Here is a 19,235-nt window from a genome sequence, read left to right on the forward strand (position 1 = left end):
TTAATTATATAAAGATCAAGAAAAAAATAAGGAAAATTTTCCTTATTTTCGATATGTCGTTTTAGCATTCAAAAACAGATGAAAAATCAACCGCACTTATGAATATAAACTTGCCTCATCTTCAGTTGGACGGGTTTTAAATCGACGATGTAGCCACATGTATTGTTCCACACCTTTTAAGATTTCTTTTTCCACGACTTTATTCATTCTTGCAGCAATTGCAGTTTCATCTGAAAGATCAGAAAAATCCACTGGTGGAGAAATACTGACCGTATAGCCTGAGCCATCTCTATTGCGTAATGGAGCAAATGGCACGACCTTGCAATTTGGTGCGGATTTAAGTAGATAATAACTCCCCGTCGTAGTTGCCGCTTCTTGTACAGCAAAGAAAGGCACAAATACCGCATTTTTTCTGCCGTAATCATGATCGGGCGCATACCAAATGGTTTCACCTTTACGTAAAGCTTTGAACATTCCACGTAGATCTTTTCGGTTCAGCATATCTTTATTTGAACGTAAACGACCTTTAATTTGTAACCAATCGAGTACTGGATTATCGTTAGGACGATAAACACCTATTCCAGGATGATGTAAGCCCACAATACGCGCGCCTAACTCAAGAGTGAGGAAATGAACACCCACAAAGATAATGCCGTCTTGAGCATTTTCTTTTAAATAATTTAAGCCTTCAATTTTTGACCATTTTTTAATGCGCGCATCAGACCAAAACCACGCCATGCCAGTTTCAATAATTGCCATACCAACGGCACGTAAGTTTTCTTGCAAAATGGCTTCACGTTCTTGCTCAGGCATTTCTGGGAAGCAGAGCTCAAGATTTCGACGGGCAATTGCAGCACGACGTTTTCCCACTTTTAGTTTTGAGAAAAGCCAGCCTAAGCCGTTGCCGATGTGACGTAAAATTGGATAGGGAAGTAACAAAAGGCTTCGCCAAATCGCCACACCAAGCCAAAAGCCCCAGTATTTAGGTGCAAGAAAGTGCGGTTGAAATTGAGGGAGTTTTTCGTTTTTCATAATTCTTTTCTGGTTAGTTCGGCGTGTAGTTTATCGCAAATTTGAGTTGTGGTAAAATTGCACCAAATTTTTATTATTCCAACAGAGAGATTTCAAAATGGCTCAATATTCTGCCAATTTTAATCAAGCAAAAGTGCTAGTGTTAGGCGATGTGATGCTTGATCGTTACTGGTTTGGTGCAACTAATCGTATTTCGCCGGAAGCACCAGTTCCTGTGGTTCGTGTACAAGATAATGAAGAGCGTGCAGGTGGTGCAGCAAACGTGGCAATGAATATTGCTTCTCTTAATGTACCTGTGCAAATTTTAGGTTTAATTGGTCAAGATGAAACAGGTGCAGCCTTAACCAATTTATTACAACATCAAAAAATTGATTGTAATTTTGTGGCATTGGATACTCACCCAACCATTACGAAATTACGTATTTTATCTCGCCATCAACAGTTACTTCGTTTAGATTTCGAAGAAGATTTCCAAAACGTGGAATGTAATGAGTTGCTTGCGAAATTAGAAGCGGAAGTGAAAAACTTTGGTGCGCTAGTGCTTTCGGATTACGGTAAAGGCACGTTAAAAGATGTGCAAAAAATGATCCAAATTGCACGCAAAGCGAACGTACCCGTGTTGATCGATCCAAAAGGTACAGATTTTGAACGTTATCGTGGTGCGACTTTACTGACACCAAATATGTCAGAATTTGAAGCGGTGGTAGGTAAATGCAGTTCTGAAGAAGAAATCATTGAGAAAGGTTTAAAATTAATTTCAGACATCGAATTGACCGCACTTTTAGTGACGCGCTCAGAAAAAGGCATGACATTACTTCGCCCAAATCAAGAGCCATTCCATCTACCAACTGTTGCAAAAGAAGTGTTTGATGTAACGGGGGCGGGCGATACCGTAATCAGTGTCTTAGCAACCGCACTTGCAGATGGTCGTTCTTTTGAAGAATCTTGCTATTTAGCTAATGTGGCGGCAGGTATTGTGGTCGGTAAACTGGGTACATCAACCGTTTCTACCGTAGAATTAGAGAATGCAATCCATGGCCGTTCTGAAACAGGCTTCGGTATTATGTCAGAAAGCCAATTAAAAACTGCAGTAGCTCATGCTAAAGCGCGCGGTGAGAAAATTGTGATGACAAACGGTTGTTTTGATATTCTTCACCCAGGCCATGTGTCTTATTTAGAAAATGCTCGCAAACTTGGCGATCGTTTAATTGTTGCCGTGAATACGGATGACTCAGTCAAACGCTTAAAAGGTGAAAGTCGTCCAATTAATAATCTGAATGCACGTATGGCAGTATTGGCTGGTTTAGCTTCAGTGGATTGGGTAGTCTCTTTTGATGAAGATACACCACAACGTTTAATCGGCGATATTTTACCGGATTTATTGGTAAAAGGCGGCGATTACAAACCAGAAGAGATTGCAGGCAGTAAAGAAGTATGGGCGAACGGCGGCGATGTTCGTGTATTGAATTTCGAAAATGGCTGTTCAACCACAAACGTGATTGAGAAAATTAAAGCGCTGAAAGATTAATTTATTAAGGCATGAGTAGAATAAAGCTTGCCTTTATCCTGCTCAATCGTTAAAATTCAGGCTCCCTGTCATCGCTGAGTTAGAGATCGGCGAATGATGTATTAATAACACTACCTTTTAGGAGTAAAAAATGTCTCTAAGTACTGAAAAAAAAGCAGCAATCGTTGCTGAATTTGGTCGCGATGCGAAAGATACTGGTTCTTCTGAAGTTCAAATCGCATTATTAACTGCACAAATCAACCACTTACAAGCTCACTTTGCTGAGCATAAAAAAGACCACCATGGTCGTCGTGGTTTATTACGTATGGTTTCTCGTCGTCGTAAACTTTTAGACTACTTAAAACGTACTGATCTTGCTTTATACCAAAGCACTATCACTCGTTTAGGTTTACGTCGCTAATTTTTATCACGATAGTAAAAATAAAAGCCTTCGGATTACCGAGGGCTTTTTTATTTTCTGCATATTAGAAAAATAAAAAACGGTCAAAAATTTGACCGCTCTTTTTTAGTTATTAGTTCGCAATGCCTTTATGGCGAAGCAATGCGTCTAGTTGAGGTTCACGCCCACGGAAGCGTTTGAATAATACCATTGGTTCTTCAGAGCCGCCGCGAGTGAGAATTTCATCTAAGAAGGATTTACCCGTAACCGGATTGAAAATTCCTTCTTCTTCAAAGCGAGAGAAGGCATCTGCAGATAACACTTCAGCCCATAAATAGCTGTAATAACCTGCTGCGTAACCACCAGCAAAGATATGGCTAAAGCTATGTGGTGCCCTTGCCCACTCAACACCTTTAATCACGGCAACTTTATCTTTCACTGCTTTTAAGGTATCAAGCACTTGGTTAGCTTTACCCACTTCAAAAGTATGATGAAGAGTAAAATCAAACAAGCCAAATTCAAGCTGACGTAACACAAACATCGCTGCTTGGTAGTTTTTCGCTTTCAGAAGTTGATTTAATTTTTCTTCTGGCAATGGTTCGTGTGTTTCAAAGTGACCAGAAATAAAATCAAGCGCTTCTTTTTCCCAACACCAGTTTTCCATAAATTGACTTGGTAGCTCTACCGCATCCCAAGGTACACCATTGATACCTGCAACATCCGGCACATCAACTTTGGTGAGCATATGGTGAATGCCATGACCAAATTCATGGAAGAGAGTCGTGACTTCATCATGGGTGAATAACGCAGGTTTATCACCAATAGGCGCATTGAAGTTACACGTTAAATAGGCAACAGGTTTTTGAATTGAACCGTCAGCATTGCGTTTTCTGCCGATACAATCATCCATCCACGCGCCGCCACGTTTATTTTCGCGTGCATAAAGATCGAGATAGAAACTGCCTCGTACTTCATCGGTTTCATCAATTAAATCAAAGAAACGCACATCTTTGTGCCAAGTATCTACGCCAAAACGTTCAACTGCACGAATATTAAAAATACGTTTAATTAATTCAAATAAGCCCGAAATAACGCGATCTTCAGGGAAATAAGGACGGAGTTCTTCATTATTGATCGCATATAAATGTTGTTTTTGTTTTTCTGAATAGAAACTGATATCCCAAGGTGCAAGTTCAGTGACGCCAAATTCTTTTTCACAATAAGCTTTGAGTTCAGCTAATTCTTTCTCGCCTTGTGCTTTTGAACGATCCGCAAGGTTATTTAAGAAGTCTAACACTTGTTGTGGATTTTCAGCCATTTTAGTGGCAAGTGAGCGTTCAGTATAGGTATTGAATCCTAATAATTTAGCTAGTTCCACACGTAACGTCATGATTTCTTCAATGATCGCGGTGTTATCCCATTTACCGGCATTTGGACCTTGATCAGAAGCGCGAGTCGCATAAGCTCGATACATTTCTTCGCGTAATGCTGCATTTTCACAATAGGTCATGATTGGCAAATAACTTGGGATTTCTAACGTAAAGCGATAGCCTTTTAAACCTTTACTTTCTGCAGATTGTTTTGCTGCAAGTAATGCGGATTCAGGAAGACCCGCTAATTCACTTTCATCTTCAATAACTTTTTCCCAGCCCATGGTGGCATCGAGTACATTATTACTAAATTGTGAACTTAATTCAGATAAGCGAGCAACAATCTCACCATAACGTTTTTGTTTTTCTTCGGATAAACCGATACCTGAAAGCTCAAAATCACGTAATGCATTTTCAATGGCTTTCTTTTGCGCGACGGAATAAGTCGCAAACTCAGGGCTATTTTTTAAGGCTAAATAGGCATTGTATAACCCTTCGTGTTGACCGACCCAAGTGCTGTATTCAGAGAGTAGTGGTAAGCAGGCTTGGTACGCATCACGTAATTCAGAGCTGTTTTTAACTGAATTTAAATGGGAGATTGGTGACCAAGCACGGCTTAGATGTTCGCCTGCTTCAGAAAGTGGTTCAATAAAATTTTCCCAAGTAAAGTGCGGTTGTTTTAGAACTTGTTCAATGGCTTGACGATTTTCTTCGATGAGTTTTTGGATTGCTGGTTGAATATGCTCCGGTTTGATTTGAGAAAACGGAGGTAAGCCTTCAATATGAAGTAATGGATTAGACATAAATATTCCTTTTGCTAATAGTTTCTTTAATAAATTGCGGCAAATTCTATAATATCAAGGTTGAAAAATCTAAAAAATCAGTGATAATTGCGTATCACTTTTATTTAGGATTTATGATGGACGGCACTTCCTTTTTTTCTATTATCATTTTTTCTGGCATCATTGCTCTTGTGATCGTTGTAGGTGTTGTTTCACTTAAGTTTTTCCCAAAAACTTCTTTAACCAAGGCCATGTATGTTGCTCTTGGATGCATTTCTTTAATATTAGGTGTTATTGGTATTTTTTTACCTATTCTTCCGACAACACCTTTTTTACTGCTTACACTTTACTCTTTTGCGAAAGGTTCTTCTCGTTTAGAACAATGGTTTTTAGGAACGAAGCTTTATCAAAAGCACCTAAAATCCTTTAATGAACGTCGTGCATTGACGAAAAAAGTAAAAATTTCTATTCTAACGTTTTCAACCACAATGCTTTTAATTGGCTTTTATTTTACCCCAAGCGTTGTGGGTCGAACGATCATTGCCATTTTAATTGCGGTAAAATATTGGTTCTTTTTCTTTTGGATTAAAACAGAAGACGTTGAAAATGGATAATTCTTTCCTTACTTGGCTTAAAAGTGCGGTTATTTTCGGTGTCGTTTTGGGATTGAGTGGCTGTGATAAATTAAACAGCCAGAAATCGATAAACACAGAAACGGATGAGCAACCAACACAAAGCCAGTCAATCAAACAAGAGAATACTTCAAAACCGAATCGTACATTACTGACTCGGGCATTTACTCATCCCCCTTCTTTTGAGCCTTGGTTTGTTCGTTATCCAGAACAAGAGGGCTTATTACGTGATTTGTATGAAGGTTTAACGGCTTATGATCCGGAAGGGAGAATCGTGTCGGGTATCGCAGAAAGTTGGCAAACGAAAGACAACAAAACCTGGATCTTTACCTTGCGTGAAGGGCTTCGTTGGTCAAATGGTGATCCCTTAGTTGCCCAAGATATCATGCTTTCTTGGCAAGCACTGTCTCAATCAAATAGTCCTTTCAGATCCTATTTAGCTTATCTCAATTTAAAAAATGCGAAAGGCGTTTTAGAAAAAAATAAACCTTTTAGGAGCTTAGGAATTTATGCGGAAAATGACCGCACTTTACGCATTGAGCTCGATAAAGCAATCCCTTATTTACCGGAAATGTTGGCGCATATCAGCCTTGTGCCTCAATATCGCGATCCTGATTCCTCAGTGACAAACGGGGCTTATATGATCGAAAGCGAAAGCGTGAAAAGCATACACTTAACTAAAAATCCCTATTATTGGCAGAAAAATAATGTGGCTTTTGAGCGTGTAGAATATTTGCCTTTTATCGCCACTAAATTATCTGACTTTGATGTGGTGGTTGATGTACCAGAAGTGCATGCGGACCTTCAACATTTCCCACAGCTTTGCAGTTATTTTTATGAATTTAATCTCAACGATCCTAAAGTTGCTAAGGCCGATTTGCGCAAGGCGATTGCTTCGTTGGTCTCTGTCACCAATATCGTGAATAATGAGATTCCCGCGGCAATTCCGAGTTCGTATTTTTTACCGAAAGCCATGTTAAATGGACAAGATTCAAGATGGGAGCCCGTTGTTGCAGAGCAGTTATTAGCCCAAAATAAAATTAATGAAAGACATCCGCTACACTTAAATGTGCTTTATGATGAGACGCCATTGAATGTAAATATCGCACAACGTTTAGTGGGGCAATTAACTCAGTCCGATATGTTGCGAGTAGATGCCCAACCAGTCAATTGGCAAACATTACAAATGAAACGCCAAAAAGGTGATTTCCAAGTCATTCGTTCAGGCTGGTGTGCGGACTTTAATCATCCGATGGCATTCTTGGGTTTGTTCTATTCTAAAAGTCCAGATAATAAAAATGGCTACGATAATGCGGAATATGATCAGCTTTTTGAGCAAGCATTGAAAAGTTTAAATGAAAAAGAGCGGTCAGAAATTTACTTAAAATTAAGTGAGAAGATCCAACAGGAAAACCTTGCTTTACCGCTTTTCCAATACACCATTCCAGTTTATCTTTCTCCAACTATTATGGGGGCGAAGAAAAATCCAGTGGGCGTCATTTACAGTAAGGATCTATGGCGACAAATTGAAAGCTAAAGCTGATTAAGAAAGTTGTTCATGGTGTGGTGAACAACTTTTTTATTAAATTCAACGAAAAGTGTAGAGTTACGCTATTTACTTTTTATTTTTGTCCGATATAATACACAACAAATCAACCTAGAGGGAAATCCTTATGTTAAAAATGAATGATTTGGTTAAGCTTAGTCAGACACCAAAATCCACGGTGCTGTACTATGTGAAAGAAGCTTTGTTGCCTGAACCGGTAAAAGATAAACCGAATTTTCATCTCTATGATGAATATTGTGTGGAGTTGCTCAGTTTTATTAAATATCTACAAAGCAATTTCAATGCGACGATTTCACAAATTAAAGCACTTTTTGCTCATCCTCATTTTGATTGGAATAATCCTTATGAAAGCCTTATTGGATTATTAGACATTATCATGGGGGCTGAAAATGAAGTATTTTCAGTCGAGCAGCTCTCTGCAGAATTTCATCTTTCTGCTAAACAAATCGAAGACATGGTAGCAGAAGGATTATTGAATCCTCGTGAAGGCATTTTTACAGCAAAAGAACGTGATATTTTGGCTATCTTGTCTCGTTGTAATGAAGCCGAAATGGAGGTAGTGAAAGCTTATTTGACTGCTGCAAAAATGTTAGCAGAAAAAGAGGTGAATGTGACTTTAGCTGCATTAGCCAATAGCGAACAAAAAGATGAAAAATTAAAACACTTATTTGATTTATTATTGGTGTTAAAACCTTATCTCTTGAATATGAAAACCTTTAATCTTTATCAAGCGGAGAGTGCGAAATGAAACTCTTAAAATATACTGGCTTTGTACCTTATTTAGCCATTGCCTTTATTAATGCCAGTGTGGATTTGGCACATAAAATTACCATTCAAAATGTGTTGCTGAAAAGTTTTTCAGGTGAGAGTTTGGTTGTTTTAACGGCATTAATTAATGCGATGATTTTATTGCCGTTTATTTTCTTATTTTCGCCTTCGGCATTTATTAACGATAAATTTTCTCGCACCAATGTGATTCGTTATAGCAGTTTAGCGGCTGTGGCGATTAGTGCTGGGATTTTATTGAGTTATATGACGGGAATGTTTGCTATTTCCTTTGTACTGACATTGATTTTGGCAGCACAAAGTGCGGTCTATTCTCCTGCCAAATATAGCATTATTAAATCGATTGTGGGCACTGAAAATATCGGTATGGCAAACGGTGTCATTCAAGCGCTTACTATTGTGGCCATTCTATTTAGTTCTTTTGCTTTTTCTTTCTTCTTTGAAGCGCATTATGTGGCATCAGATGATCCGAATGAAGTATTACAAAGTGTTTGGGTTATAGGTGTAACATTAGTATTACTGAGTGCACTAGAAGCCTATTTTGCGTTTAAAATCCCATTCTTTAAGCAAGAAGCTGAAAATACGGATGGCCAGTTTAATATGAGAAAATACCTTTCTTTAGGGTATTTAAAAGATAACGTTCGCACATTAAAAGCAGATCAAAATATTTGGTTGAGTGTTATTGGATTAAGCCTGTTTTGGGGCGTGTCACAAATTATTGTGGCGGCATTCCCTGCGCATTATAAAGCGATGTTCAATGAAGATAATGCTATTGTCATTCAAGCGATTCTTGCGGTGAGCGGCATAGGGCTTGCGCTTGGTTCATATCTTGCGGGACGCGCTTCTCGTTTACATATTGAGTTAGGTATTGTCCCGCTTGGTGCATTGGGTATTTGTGTGTCGTTATTCTTCTTAACACTAGCACAAAGTGGAGTGGTATTAGCACTTTGTTCTTTTGTCTTTGGTTTCTCTGGTGGCTTATTAATCGTGCCATTGAATGCGACGATTCAGTATTTCGCACCGGAGAAAATCAGCGGCAAAATCATGGCAGGTAACAACTTTGTACAAAACGTGTTCATGGTAGTGTTTTTGCTATTAAGCATTGTTTTTGTACAACTTAATGTTTCGACTCAAGGTTTATTCTTAGTGACTTCTGCTACATGTTTTGCTGCAAGTTTATATACCATGTCGAAAGTGCCTCATTTATTTACGCGTTTATTCTTGCTCTTTGCGTTAAAAGCGAATTACCGTTTTCATGTGGATGGGTTAAAAAATCTTCCACAAAGTGGTGGAGTGTTGTTATTAGGTAACCATATTAGCTGGATTGACTGGTTAGTATTACAAGCGGCTAGCCCGCGTGCGATTAAATTTGTGATGTATCGTCCAATTTACAAAAAATGGTATCTCACTTGGTTCTTCCGTATTTTCAAAGTGATCCCTATTGGTGGTGGCTCAAGCCGTGAATCTATTGAAACCATTCGTGAATATTTAGCGCGTGGTGAAGTAGTGGCTTTATTCCCAGAAGGTCATATCAGCTATAACGGTCAAATCAATGAGTTCCAAAAAGGCTTTGAGCACGTATTAAAAGATTTAGAGAATGTGATGACTGTTCCTTTCTATTTACGTGGATTATGGGGCAGCAGCTTCTCTCGTGCAGATTCTTTCTATAAGAATTTAACTAAACGCCAAGGCAAACGTGAAATTTTAGTGGCATTTGGTAAACCAATTCATGGCTTTATTGATGCGACAGCAATGAAGCAAAAAGTACTCGAACTTTCTTTCTCTGTATGGGAAAAAGTCATGAGTAAACGTAAACCGCTTATGCATCATTGGTTGAATTCAGCAAAATCAAATTTATTCAAAGAGGCCGCGGTAGATGCACAAGGTACTAAACTCAATAATCTGAAATTTATTGCGGTAGTGCTAATGTTTGTGGAAACCTTAAAAGCTGCTTTAGGGAATGAAAAAAATGTCGGTGTGCTATTACCAAGTTCATCAATCGGGGCAATTATCAATATGACCTTAATGGTGATGGGCAAAGTACCGGTAAATTTAAACTACACGCTAAGCCCTGAAGCGATGGAAAAAGCGTTGAAAAAAGCTAATATTTCGCAAGTCATTACCTCTGAAAAATTCTTGGATAAGTTGAACGCAAAAGGTTTTGACTTTAGCCAAGTGGTGGCTGATAAAGCCCTCTTTATGGAAAATTTAGGGAAATTGATCACTAAAGTGAATAAAGTGCGGTCATTTTTAACCGCGTTTTTGGCGCCACAATGGTGGATTAAATTACGTTACTTTGCAGACGTAAGCTTGGAAGATACTGCAACCATCTTATTCAGTAGTGGTAGTGAAGGTGATCCAAAAGGCATTGAATTAAGCCATAAAAACTTACTGACAAATATTAAACAGATCGGTGAATTATTAAACTTCCACAAAGATGATGTGATTTTGAATTCCTTACCCATTTTCCACTCATTCGGCTTAACAGTGACAACTTTATTGCCATTGTGTGAAGGCATTAAAATGGTAAGTGTAGCGGATCCGACAGATGGGGCGACAGTAGGAAAAATGTGTGCTCGACATCGTGTGAGCATTTTATTTGGTACTTCAACGTTCTTTAGATTGTATGTACGCAATAAGAAATTCCATCCGTTAATGCTACAAAACGTACGTATGGTTATTGCGGGCGCCGAAAAATTGAAAGCGGATGTCAAAGAAGCATTCAAACTTAAATTTGGCTTGGAAATTTACGAAGGTTATGGTGCAACTGAAACAGCACCGGTAGCTAGTGTAAATATGCCTAATTTACTTGATCCGGAAACCTTACAAGAATTTACCTTCAATCAAGCTGGTACCGTAGGTATGCCATTACCGGGCACCATTATTAAAATTGTGGATCCGGAAAGCTTGCAAGAATTACCAGTTGGCGAAGACGGTTTGATCTTGATTGGTGGTGGGCAAGTCATGAAAGGTTATTTGAATGCACCAGAAAAAACAGCAGAAGTGATTGTTGAAATTGATGGTGTACGTTATTACAAAACTGGCGATAAAGGTCATATCGATCATAACGGCTTTATTACCATTGTGGATCGTTATTCTCGATTTGCTAAAGTCGGCGGTGAAATGATCAGCCTCGGCAGCGTGGAAGAGAAACTTTCACAAGTATTTGATGAAGAAAATCAATTTGTTGCGGTCGCTTTGAGCGATGATAAAAAAGGCGAGAGCATAGTGCTTTTAATTAAATCTACGCTTTCTTTAGATGAGATCAATGAGCGTATTAAAGGATTAAATGTACCGCCGATTATGCTTCCAAGCCAAGTCTTTTTAGTAGATGAAATCCCGATGCTCGGAAGTGGTAAAGTGGATTTCAAAGGGGCGAAGAATTTAGCCATGAATTTGGTTAAGTAAAGAAAATCGTAATAAATAAAAGGGCGGTCAATTTGATTTGACCGCTCTTTTTATTGATAGATAAATAAATTATTCTACTTTTACAATCCAGCCTTCAGGTGCTTCCACATCACCGAATTGGATACCGGTTAACTCGTTGTAAAGCTTACGTGTAACAGGACCTACTTCAGTTTCTGAATAGAACACGTGGAATTTGCCTTTGTGTTGAATACCGCCTACTGGCGTAATGACGGCAGCAGTACCACAAGCCCCTGCTTCGGCAAATTGATCAAGTTGATCGATATACACGTCACCTTCAATGGCTTCCATACCTAAACGTTCTTTTGCAATGTGAAGTAATGAGTATTTAGTTATACTTGGTAAAATAGATTCAGATGCTGGTGTGATAAATTTATTATCTTTGGTGATACCAAAGAAGTTTGCCGCACCCACTTCTTCAATTTTAGTATGTGTTTTTGGATCGAGATAGATCGCATCAGCGAATTTACGTTCTGGCGTACCTTCTTCTGCGGCTAGTTCATGTGGAAGCAAACTTGCTGCGTAGTTACCACCTACTTTTACACCACCGGTTCCCATAGGTGCAGCACGGTCGTAATCAGTCGTAATGAAATTAGATGGTGCTAAACCACCTTTGAAATAAGCGCCAACAGGGCAGCAGAATACAGAGAAAATAAATTCAGGTGCGGTTTTTACACCGATATTCGCGCCTGTACCAAAGAGGAATGGACGTAAATATAATGTTGCGCCAGATCCGTAAGGACCTAACCATTCTTGGTTTGCTTTCACCACTTCTTTACAAGCTCGGATAAATAATTCTGTTGGCATTTGTGGCATTAATAAGCGATCAGAGGTATGTTGCATGCGTTTTGCATTTTGATCTGGACGGAATAAGTTGATTGAACCATCTTTACAACGATAGGCTTTTAAGCCTTCAAAGCATTGTTGACCGTAGTGAATAGCCGTTGAACCTTCGTGGATATGTAGCATATTATCGGTGGTGAGTTTACCTTCATCCCATTTGCCATCTTTCCAATGTGCGATGAATCGGTAATCTGTTTTGATATAACTAAATCCAAGATTGTTCCAGTCTAAGTCTTTCATTTTGCTTCCTTAATTTGTATAAATAATTTTATGAATGGAAATGCAGTTAATCTACACCATTACGATAACTATGAAAACCTTTAAACACAAAAATATTGTGATTTCTCAAAATTTTTATTGGATTTTCAAATTTGTGAAGTTGGTCAGGAAATAAAATTTTGCTTATGCTAAAATGCCAAGAATAAAAAAACGCCGCTCGAAACGAGCAGCGCTTAACCAGAATGGTTTAATATATACAGGAAGTAAATGAGTAACTTAATTGTTACTCCAGTTCGGAGAACCGAACTATATGCAAACACAACATCATACTTAAGTCTGAAACTCATTAACTTGTAAGGAATTACCAATCATTAAGTATGGGGGTATTGTAGATAGAAGGTGATGGAAGGACAAATGATGTTTTTTTATTTGATGCATAAAAAAAACTAATCCGAATTAAATCTTCGTTATTGTAAACTAAAATTTAGCTGTTGGGAAGAATTATGTATAAACGTTTGCCTCCCTTGAATTCATTGAAGTCTTTCGAGTCTGCTGCACGACATTTAAGCTTCACAAAAGCGGCAGATGAACTTTTTGTGACACAAGCCGCAGTGAGCCATCAAATAAAATTATTAGAAGATTTTTTAGGTGTTGAGCTTTTTATTCGTAAAAATCGTTCACTCGAATTGACGGAATTTGGGAAAGCCTACTTTGTTGATATCAATAGAATATTACGAAAATTAAATGAAGCAACCGAACGTTTATTAACACTTAAAGCAGAGCCACATTTGGCAATTAGTGTACCACAAACCTTTGGTATTCAATGGCTTGTGCCACATTTGAGTGATTTTAATAAGCAACACCCTGAAATTGAGGTACGCTTGAAGGGCGTCGATCAAGATGAAGGTTTATTGAATAAAGAAATTGATATTGCCATTTATTATGGAAAAGGTGATTGGGAAAATTTACAGGTTGATCGTTTAGGCGAAGAAAACCTCGTGATTTTGGCCGCGCCTTCATTGCTTGAGAAAATACCAGTAAGTTGTCCTAATGATTTGAAAAAGCATACGCTGATTCATACGCATACTCGAGATAACTGGCAAGCGATGGCGGATTATCTCAAATTAGATGATTTGAATATTCAGCAAGGCCCGTTATTTAGCCACACCTTTATGGCATTGCAAGCGGCCGTTCATGGGCAGGGGATTGCGTTAGCTAATCGTATTTTGGCTCAGCAAGAAATTGAAAACGGTCATTTGCAAATTGTGTTACCAACCGAATTGCGGGATCCAAAATCATTCTATGTGGTCAATCATTTAGATCGTTTAGATGATGAACAAATTCAAGCCTTTAGAAAATGGATTAAAGATTCAATTAAATTAGGAAAACATGAATAAATTAGCATTATATTGTCGAATTGGCTTTGAAAAAGAAGTCGCCGCAGAAATTACCGACCAAGCTTCTGAGCGTGGTGTATTTGGTTTTGCTCGCGTGGTAGAAAACAGCGGCTATGTCATTTTTGAATGCTATCAACCAGGCGATGCGGATCGCTTAGCGCGAGAAATCCCTTTTAATCGTTTGATTTTTGTGCGTCAAATGATCGTTGTTTCAGATTTCTTAGAAAATCTCGATCCTCAAGATCGTATCTCGCCAATTATGGCTCAATATAAACGCATAGCAGAAGACATTAATCTTAAGCAAGCGGTAGAGCTATTTGTCGAAACAGCAGATACCAATGAAGCCAAAGAGCTTTCGACATTTTGCCGAAAATTTACCGTGCCGTTACGCCAAGCGTTGAAAAAACAAGGTTGGTTACAAGGTAAGCCGAATGCAAAGCGCGGTCAGATTTTACATTGTTTTTTCACTCAGCCGAATTGTTGCTATGTAGGGTATTCTTATCTTGGCAATAACTCTACCCATTTTATGGGGATACCACGTTTGAAATTCCCAGCGGATGCGCCAAGCCGTTCAACTTTAAAATTGGAAGAAGCGATTTTAACCTTTATTCCTCGAAATGAAGAAAGTAAACGCTTAAATGAAAATATGGTTGGCGTTGATCTCGGTGCTTGCCCTGGCGGTTGGACTTATCAATTAGTGAAACGTGGTTTATTTGTGTATGCAGTTGATCACGGCAAAATGGCGGCCAGTTTGCATGATACTGGCAGAATAGAACATTGCCCAGAAGATGGATTTAAATTTCAACCGCCAAAACGTAATCATATTGATTGGCTTGTGTGTGACATGGTGGAGCAACCAAGTCGAATTGCGAATTTAATAGGGAAATGGTTGATTAACGGCTGGTGCAGAGAAACCATTTTCAACTTGAAATTGCCAATGAAAAAACGTTATCAAGAAGTGATGTTGTGCTTAGAAAATCTTGCGGTGATATTGGCAGAAAAAGAATTGGAATTTGATATTCAAGCAAAACATTTGTATCACGATCGCGAAGAGATTACGGTGCATATTGCATTAAAATAGAAAAGCAAAGAGCGGTCAAAAAACATTGAATTTTTTGATCGCTCTTTTATTTAAGCAATTATTTATTGGCTAAAATCACTGCGCGAGTTGGAGCTTGATAGCCTTCGATGGTTTTACTGTGATCATTTGGATCTAAGAAATCAATCAAACTTTCATTTTCTAACCAATCTGTTTTACGTTGTTCTTCTAATGTAGTGGTGGCGACATCCACACAACGCACATTAGTAAAGCCGACTTTTTCCAACCAATTGATGAGTGCAGCAACAGAAGGAATAAAATATACGTTTTTCATTTTGGCATAGCGATCTGAAGGCACTAATACCGTATTGACATCGCCATCAACTACTAAGGTTTCTAAGACGAGCTCGCCACCTTTTACTAATTGATTTTTTAGTTGAGTGAGATGATCAAGCGGTGATTTACGATGATAAAGCACCCCCATTGAGAATGCCGTATCAAATGCCGCAAGTGGTTGCATTTCTTCAATGCCTAATGGGATTAAGTTAGCTCGTCGATCATTATTTAATAATTTTCGAACGGCTTCAAATTGGCAAAGGAAAAGTTCGGTTGGATCAATACCCACCACCATTTTTGCACCTGCACCAACCATGCGCCACATATGGTAGCCACTACCGCAGCCCACATCTAAAATGGTACGATCTTTTAATGGCGCAAGATGAGGCAAAACACGCTCCCATTTGAAATCAGAACGCCATTCGCAATCCACGTGAATATCAAATAAATGATAAGGTCCTTTTCGCCACGGCATCAATTGCTTCAAATGGTGGATAATACGTTGTTTTTCGCCTTCCGAAAGTGGGGAAGTGCGGTCAGATTTCACCGCATTTTTTAAATCGATGGTATCTGCCTGCAAATCAGGGAGAAAATCTACGATTTTTGACCATTTGCCATAATCACCATGGGTTTGTTTTTCCCATTCTTTTAACTGCAAAGGCAACGTTTCTAGCCAAGCAGATAAATTGGTGGTGGCAATTTGCTGATAAAAAGGACGAAAATCAATCATTATTTTGCTTCCTTATAGGCTTTTTCGGCTTTCTCAAAGGTTTCTTTAACTTCATTTTCTGGTTCGGCAGAAAGGAGAGAAACCACAATAATTGCAAGGCTAGCGAGAGCAAATCCAGGAATCATTTCATAAACATTAAACCACTCACTGGTTTTAGGAATGATGGATTTCCAAGCAAATACGACAACTGCGCCGACAACCATGCCAGCCATCGCCGCTGATGAAGTCATGCGTTTCCAGAATAAGGAGAAAAGCACCACAGGACCAAATGCAGAACCAAACCCAGCCCAGGCAAATTCAACGAGTTTTAGTACTTTGCTGTTTTCATCTTGAGCAATCCAAATTGCAATGCCCGCGATAACTAAAACCATTGCACGACCTAACCAAACTAATTCTTTTTCAGCAGCTTTTGGACGAATAAACCCTTTATAAAAATCTTCAGTAATAGAGCTTGAAGAAATTAATAATTGTGCAGAAAGTGTACTCATCACAGCCGCTAAAATTGCAGACAGTAGAATACCGGCAATCCATGGATTAAAGAGCAATTTAGCCAGTTCAATAAATACTTGTTCTGGTTCATTATTTACTACGCTCGCAACACCAGGATTCGCAAAGAAATAAGGAATGCCGAAGAAACCAATACCAATCGCACCTGCTAAGCAAATCACCATCCACGTCATACTAATACGGCGTGCTTTGATTAATGATTTCACCGAATAAGCCGCCATAAAACGCGCAAGGATATGCGGTTGACCAAAATAACCTAAGCCCCAAGCCGCTAAACTTAATAAACCTAATGGCGTGGTAGAACTAAATAAATCGGTAAAGTCTTTACTTGCAGCAACTTCAGCTTGATGGAGTACTTCCGTAAATTGTGATGTATCGCCCAAACTTAAAAAGATGAAGAGTGGCGTTAAAATTAAGGCAAAAATCATCAAAGTAGCTTGAATGGTATCAGTCCAACTCACCGCTAAAAATCCACCGATAAAGGTATAAATAATCGTCGCTAATGCGCCGTACCAAATGGCGGTGGAGTAGTCGACTGAGAATAGGTTTTGGAATAATTTAGCACCCGCAACTACACCTGAAGCACAGTAAATCGTGAAGAATACTAAGATGATTGATGCAGACACAATTTTTAAGAGATGATGCTTTGTACCAAAGCGATGGTGGAAATATTCCGGTAATGTGAGAGCATTGTTGTTAAATTCGGTATAGATCCGTAAACGACCCGCCACGAGTAGCCAGTTAAAATAAGCTCCAAGGATTAAACCAATGGCGATCCAACCTTCTACTAGGCCAGATACATATACTGCACCTGGCAAGCCCATTAATAGCCAGCCGGACATATCAGATGCGCCAGCTGACATGGCGGTTACAAAACTCCCGAGTTTACGGCCACCTAAAATGTAATCGGATAAGTTGTTTGTATAATAATAGGCAAGGACACCGATTAAAATCATGCCGAAAATATAAATACTAAAAGTAATAAGTGTTGGGTCTAAACCAAACATTAAGTACCCCAAAAAGTCATGAAAATTTGAGAAAGGTCATATTTTACCTTATTTGGGTCTATTATTCTATTTTCCTTTTCGATAGACTTATATCATTAAAACTAAGGTCGAAAAAATGAATTCTGTTGAATTATTAATGAATGTTACGCCCAATGAAACCCGCGTTGCGTTGGTGGAAACGGGCGTTTTAAAAGAAGTTCATATTGAACGTCAAGCCAAACGTGGCATCGTGGGGAATATCTATAAAGGGCGAGTAACCCGTGTTTTACCGGGGATGCAATCTGCGTTTGTGGATATCGGTTTAGAAAAAGCCGCATTTTTACACGCTTCCGATATTGTTTCACATACCGAGTGTGTGGATGTGAACGAACAAAAGCAATTCCGTGCAAAAAGCATTTCTGAACTCGTACGCGAGGGGCAGGATATCGTGGTACAAGTGGTGAAAGATCCTTTGGGCACCAAAGGCGCAAGATTAACCACCGATATTACGTTGCCTTCTCGTTATCTTGTTTTTATGCCTGAAAATAGCCATGTGGGTGTATCACAACGTATTGAAAGCGAAGAAGAACGCGCAAGATTAAAAGCGCTAGTTGAGCCTTTTTGTGATGAATTAGGCGGCTTTATTATTCGTACTGCTACCGAAGGCGCAACGGAAGAAGAATTGCGCCAAGATGCAGAATTTTTAAAACGCTTATGGTGTAAAGTGCTTGAGCGTAAAGGCAAATATCCAACCCGTTCTAAAATTTATGGCGAACCTGCATTGCCACAACGTATTCTGCGTGATTTTATCGGTGCTAATTTAGAGAAAATTCATATCGATTCCAAACTTTGTTTTAACGAAGTGAAAGAATTTACCGATGAATTTATGCCTGAATTAAGTGATAAATTAATGCTTTATACGGGCAGTCAGCCGATCTTTGATATTTATGGTGTAGAGCGTGGCATTCAAAATGCACTTGAAAAACGCGTAAATTTAAAATCAGGTGGATATCTCATTATTGAACAAACCGAAGCCATGACGACCATTGATATCAATACGGGCGCATTCGTTGGCCATCGAAATTTAGATGAAACCATTTTTAACACCAATATTGAAGCCACTAAAGCCATTGCACAGCAGCTACAACTGCGTAATCTAGGCGGTATTATCATTATTGATTTTATTGATATGCAAACCGATGAGCATCGTAATCGCGTGATTGAATCCTTGGAAGAGGCCCTATCAAAAGATCGCGTAAAAACGAATGTAAATGGTTTTACTCAACTTGGTTTAGTGGAAATGACGCGTAAACGTACTCGCGAAAGTTTAGAGCACGTTTTGTGTGATGAATGCCCAACTTGTCAAGGTCGTGGACGCGTAAAAACGGTTGAAACAGTATGCTATGAAATTATGCGTGAGATCATTCGCGTTAACCACTTATTTTCGAGTGAACAATTTGTGGTTTATGCCTCTCCAGCCGTAGCGGATTATTTAATCAAAGAAGAATCGCACGGTTTATTGCCAGAGGTTGAAATGTTCATCAGCAAACAGGTTCAAGTCAAAACAGAACAGTACTACAACCAAGAACAGTTTGATGTGGTGGTGATGTAAAAGACAAAAGTGCGGTCAAATTGATCTGCACCCCAAAAGTTGGACTCAACAAACCAACAATTGA

General features: G+C 38.9%; 14 protein-coding genes. 9 read left to right on the forward strand and 5 right to left on the reverse strand.

Annotated elements, in window-relative coordinates; genetic code table 11:
- Positions 1 to 96 precede the first annotated feature (96 nt).
- Complete coding sequence (locus DX522_RS09505; RefSeq protein ID WP_115180613.1) at positions 97 to 1,032, reverse strand: Kdo(2)-lipid IV(A) acyltransferase; 936 nt, start codon at positions 1,030 to 1,032, stop codon at positions 97 to 99.
- Positions 1,033 to 1,129: 97 nt separating this feature from the next.
- Here DX522_RS09505 and hldE point away from each other — a divergent pair, with 97 nt between their 5' ends.
- The gene (hldE, locus tag DX522_RS09510; RefSeq protein WP_115180614.1) at positions 1,130 to 2,560 is read left to right on the forward strand and encodes a bifunctional D-glycero-beta-D-manno-heptose-7-phosphate kinase/D-glycero-beta-D-manno-heptose 1-phosphate adenylyltransferase HldE; all 1,431 of its coding nucleotides are present in this window, start codon (positions 1,130 to 1,132) and stop codon (positions 2,558 to 2,560) included.
- A gap of 130 nt (positions 2,561 to 2,690) precedes the next feature.
- The gene (gene rpsO / locus DX522_RS09515; protein WP_114891945.1) at positions 2,691 to 2,960 is read left to right on the forward strand and encodes a 30S ribosomal protein S15; all 270 of its coding nucleotides are present in this window, start codon (positions 2,691 to 2,693) and stop codon (positions 2,958 to 2,960) included.
- 112 nt (positions 2,961 to 3,072) lie between these two features.
- Here the strand turns inward: rpsO and prlC are convergent, their stop codons facing one another.
- Positions 3,073 to 5,112, reverse strand: a complete 2,040-nt coding sequence (gene prlC, locus DX522_RS09520) for an oligopeptidase A (RefSeq protein ID WP_115180615.1) — start codon at positions 5,110 to 5,112, stop codon at positions 3,073 to 3,075.
- Between the two features lie 230 nt (positions 5,113 to 5,342).
- Here prlC and DX522_RS09525 point away from each other — a divergent pair, with 230 nt between their 5' ends.
- The 4 genes from DX522_RS09525 (at position 5,343) to DX522_RS09540 (ending at position 11,484) form a co-directional block, all read left to right on the forward strand.
- The gene (locus tag DX522_RS09525) at positions 5,343 to 5,705 is read left to right on the forward strand and encodes a YbaN family protein (protein WP_262054299.1); all 363 of its coding nucleotides are present in this window, start codon (positions 5,343 to 5,345) and stop codon (positions 5,703 to 5,705) included.
- Positions 5,698 to 7,260 (forward strand): peptide ABC transporter substrate-binding protein, encoded by a 1,563-nt coding sequence (locus tag DX522_RS09530; RefSeq protein WP_115180617.1) that lies wholly within the window; start codon positions 5,698 to 5,700, stop codon positions 7,258 to 7,260. The genes DX522_RS09525 and DX522_RS09530 overlap by 8 nt, the downstream gene beginning before the upstream one ends.
- Positions 7,261 to 7,396: 136 nt before the next feature.
- Positions 7,397 to 8,038, forward strand: coding sequence for a MerR family transcriptional regulator (locus tag DX522_RS09535; RefSeq protein WP_115180618.1), 642 nt, complete (start codon positions 7,397 to 7,399; stop codon positions 8,036 to 8,038).
- Positions 8,035 to 11,484: an acyl-[ACP]--phospholipid O-acyltransferase gene (locus DX522_RS09540; RefSeq protein ID WP_115180619.1), complete on the forward strand. Its 3,450-nt coding sequence runs from the start codon at positions 8,035 to 8,037 to the stop codon at positions 11,482 to 11,484. The genes DX522_RS09535 and DX522_RS09540 overlap by 4 nt, the downstream gene beginning before the upstream one ends.
- 69 nt (positions 11,485 to 11,553) lie before the next feature.
- Here DX522_RS09540 and DX522_RS09545 read toward each other — a convergent pair whose 3' ends face one another.
- Positions 11,554 to 12,585: a branched-chain amino acid aminotransferase gene (locus DX522_RS09545; protein WP_115180620.1), complete on the reverse strand. Its 1,032-nt coding sequence runs from the start codon at positions 12,583 to 12,585 to the stop codon at positions 11,554 to 11,556.
- A gap of 482 nt (positions 12,586 to 13,067) precedes the next feature.
- On the opposite strand from DX522_RS09545, the gene DX522_RS09550 reads away from it, so the two are divergent.
- Together DX522_RS09550 and rlmM are read left to right on the forward strand one after the other, a co-directional pair.
- A complete protein-coding gene (locus DX522_RS09550) occupies positions 13,068 to 13,961 on the forward strand; it encodes a transcriptional regulator GcvA (RefSeq protein WP_115180621.1) in 894 nt (297 codons plus the stop codon).
- Complete coding sequence (rlmM, locus tag DX522_RS09555) at positions 13,954 to 15,042, forward strand: 23S rRNA (cytidine(2498)-2'-O)-methyltransferase RlmM (protein WP_115180622.1); 1,089 nt, start codon at positions 13,954 to 13,956, stop codon at positions 15,040 to 15,042. Before DX522_RS09550 ends, rlmM begins: the two co-directional genes overlap by 8 nt.
- Before the next feature lie 58 nt (positions 15,043 to 15,100).
- Here the strand turns inward: rlmM and cmoB are convergent, their stop codons facing one another.
- Together cmoB and putP are read right to left on the reverse strand one after the other, a co-directional pair.
- A complete protein-coding gene (gene cmoB, locus DX522_RS09560; protein WP_115180623.1) occupies positions 15,101 to 16,066 on the reverse strand; it encodes a tRNA 5-methoxyuridine(34)/uridine 5-oxyacetic acid(34) synthase CmoB in 966 nt (321 codons plus the stop codon).
- Positions 16,066 to 17,580 (reverse strand): sodium/proline symporter PutP, encoded by a 1,515-nt coding sequence (gene putP, locus DX522_RS09565; protein ID WP_115180624.1) that lies wholly within the window; start codon positions 17,578 to 17,580, stop codon positions 16,066 to 16,068. Before putP ends, cmoB begins: the two co-directional genes overlap by 1 nt.
- Positions 17,581 to 17,695: 115 nt before the next feature.
- Here putP and rng point away from each other — a divergent pair, with 115 nt between their 5' ends.
- On the forward strand, positions 17,696 to 19,171 hold the full coding sequence (gene rng, locus DX522_RS09570) for a ribonuclease G (RefSeq protein WP_115180625.1): 1,476 nt from the start codon (positions 17,696 to 17,698) through the stop codon (positions 19,169 to 19,171).
- Positions 19,172 to 19,235 lie beyond the last annotated feature (64 nt).

This window comes from Haemophilus parainfluenzae, from assembly GCF_900450995.1.
In the GTDB taxonomy this organism is placed as follows: domain Bacteria; phylum Pseudomonadota; class Gammaproteobacteria; order Enterobacterales; family Pasteurellaceae; genus Haemophilus_D; species Haemophilus_D parainfluenzae_O.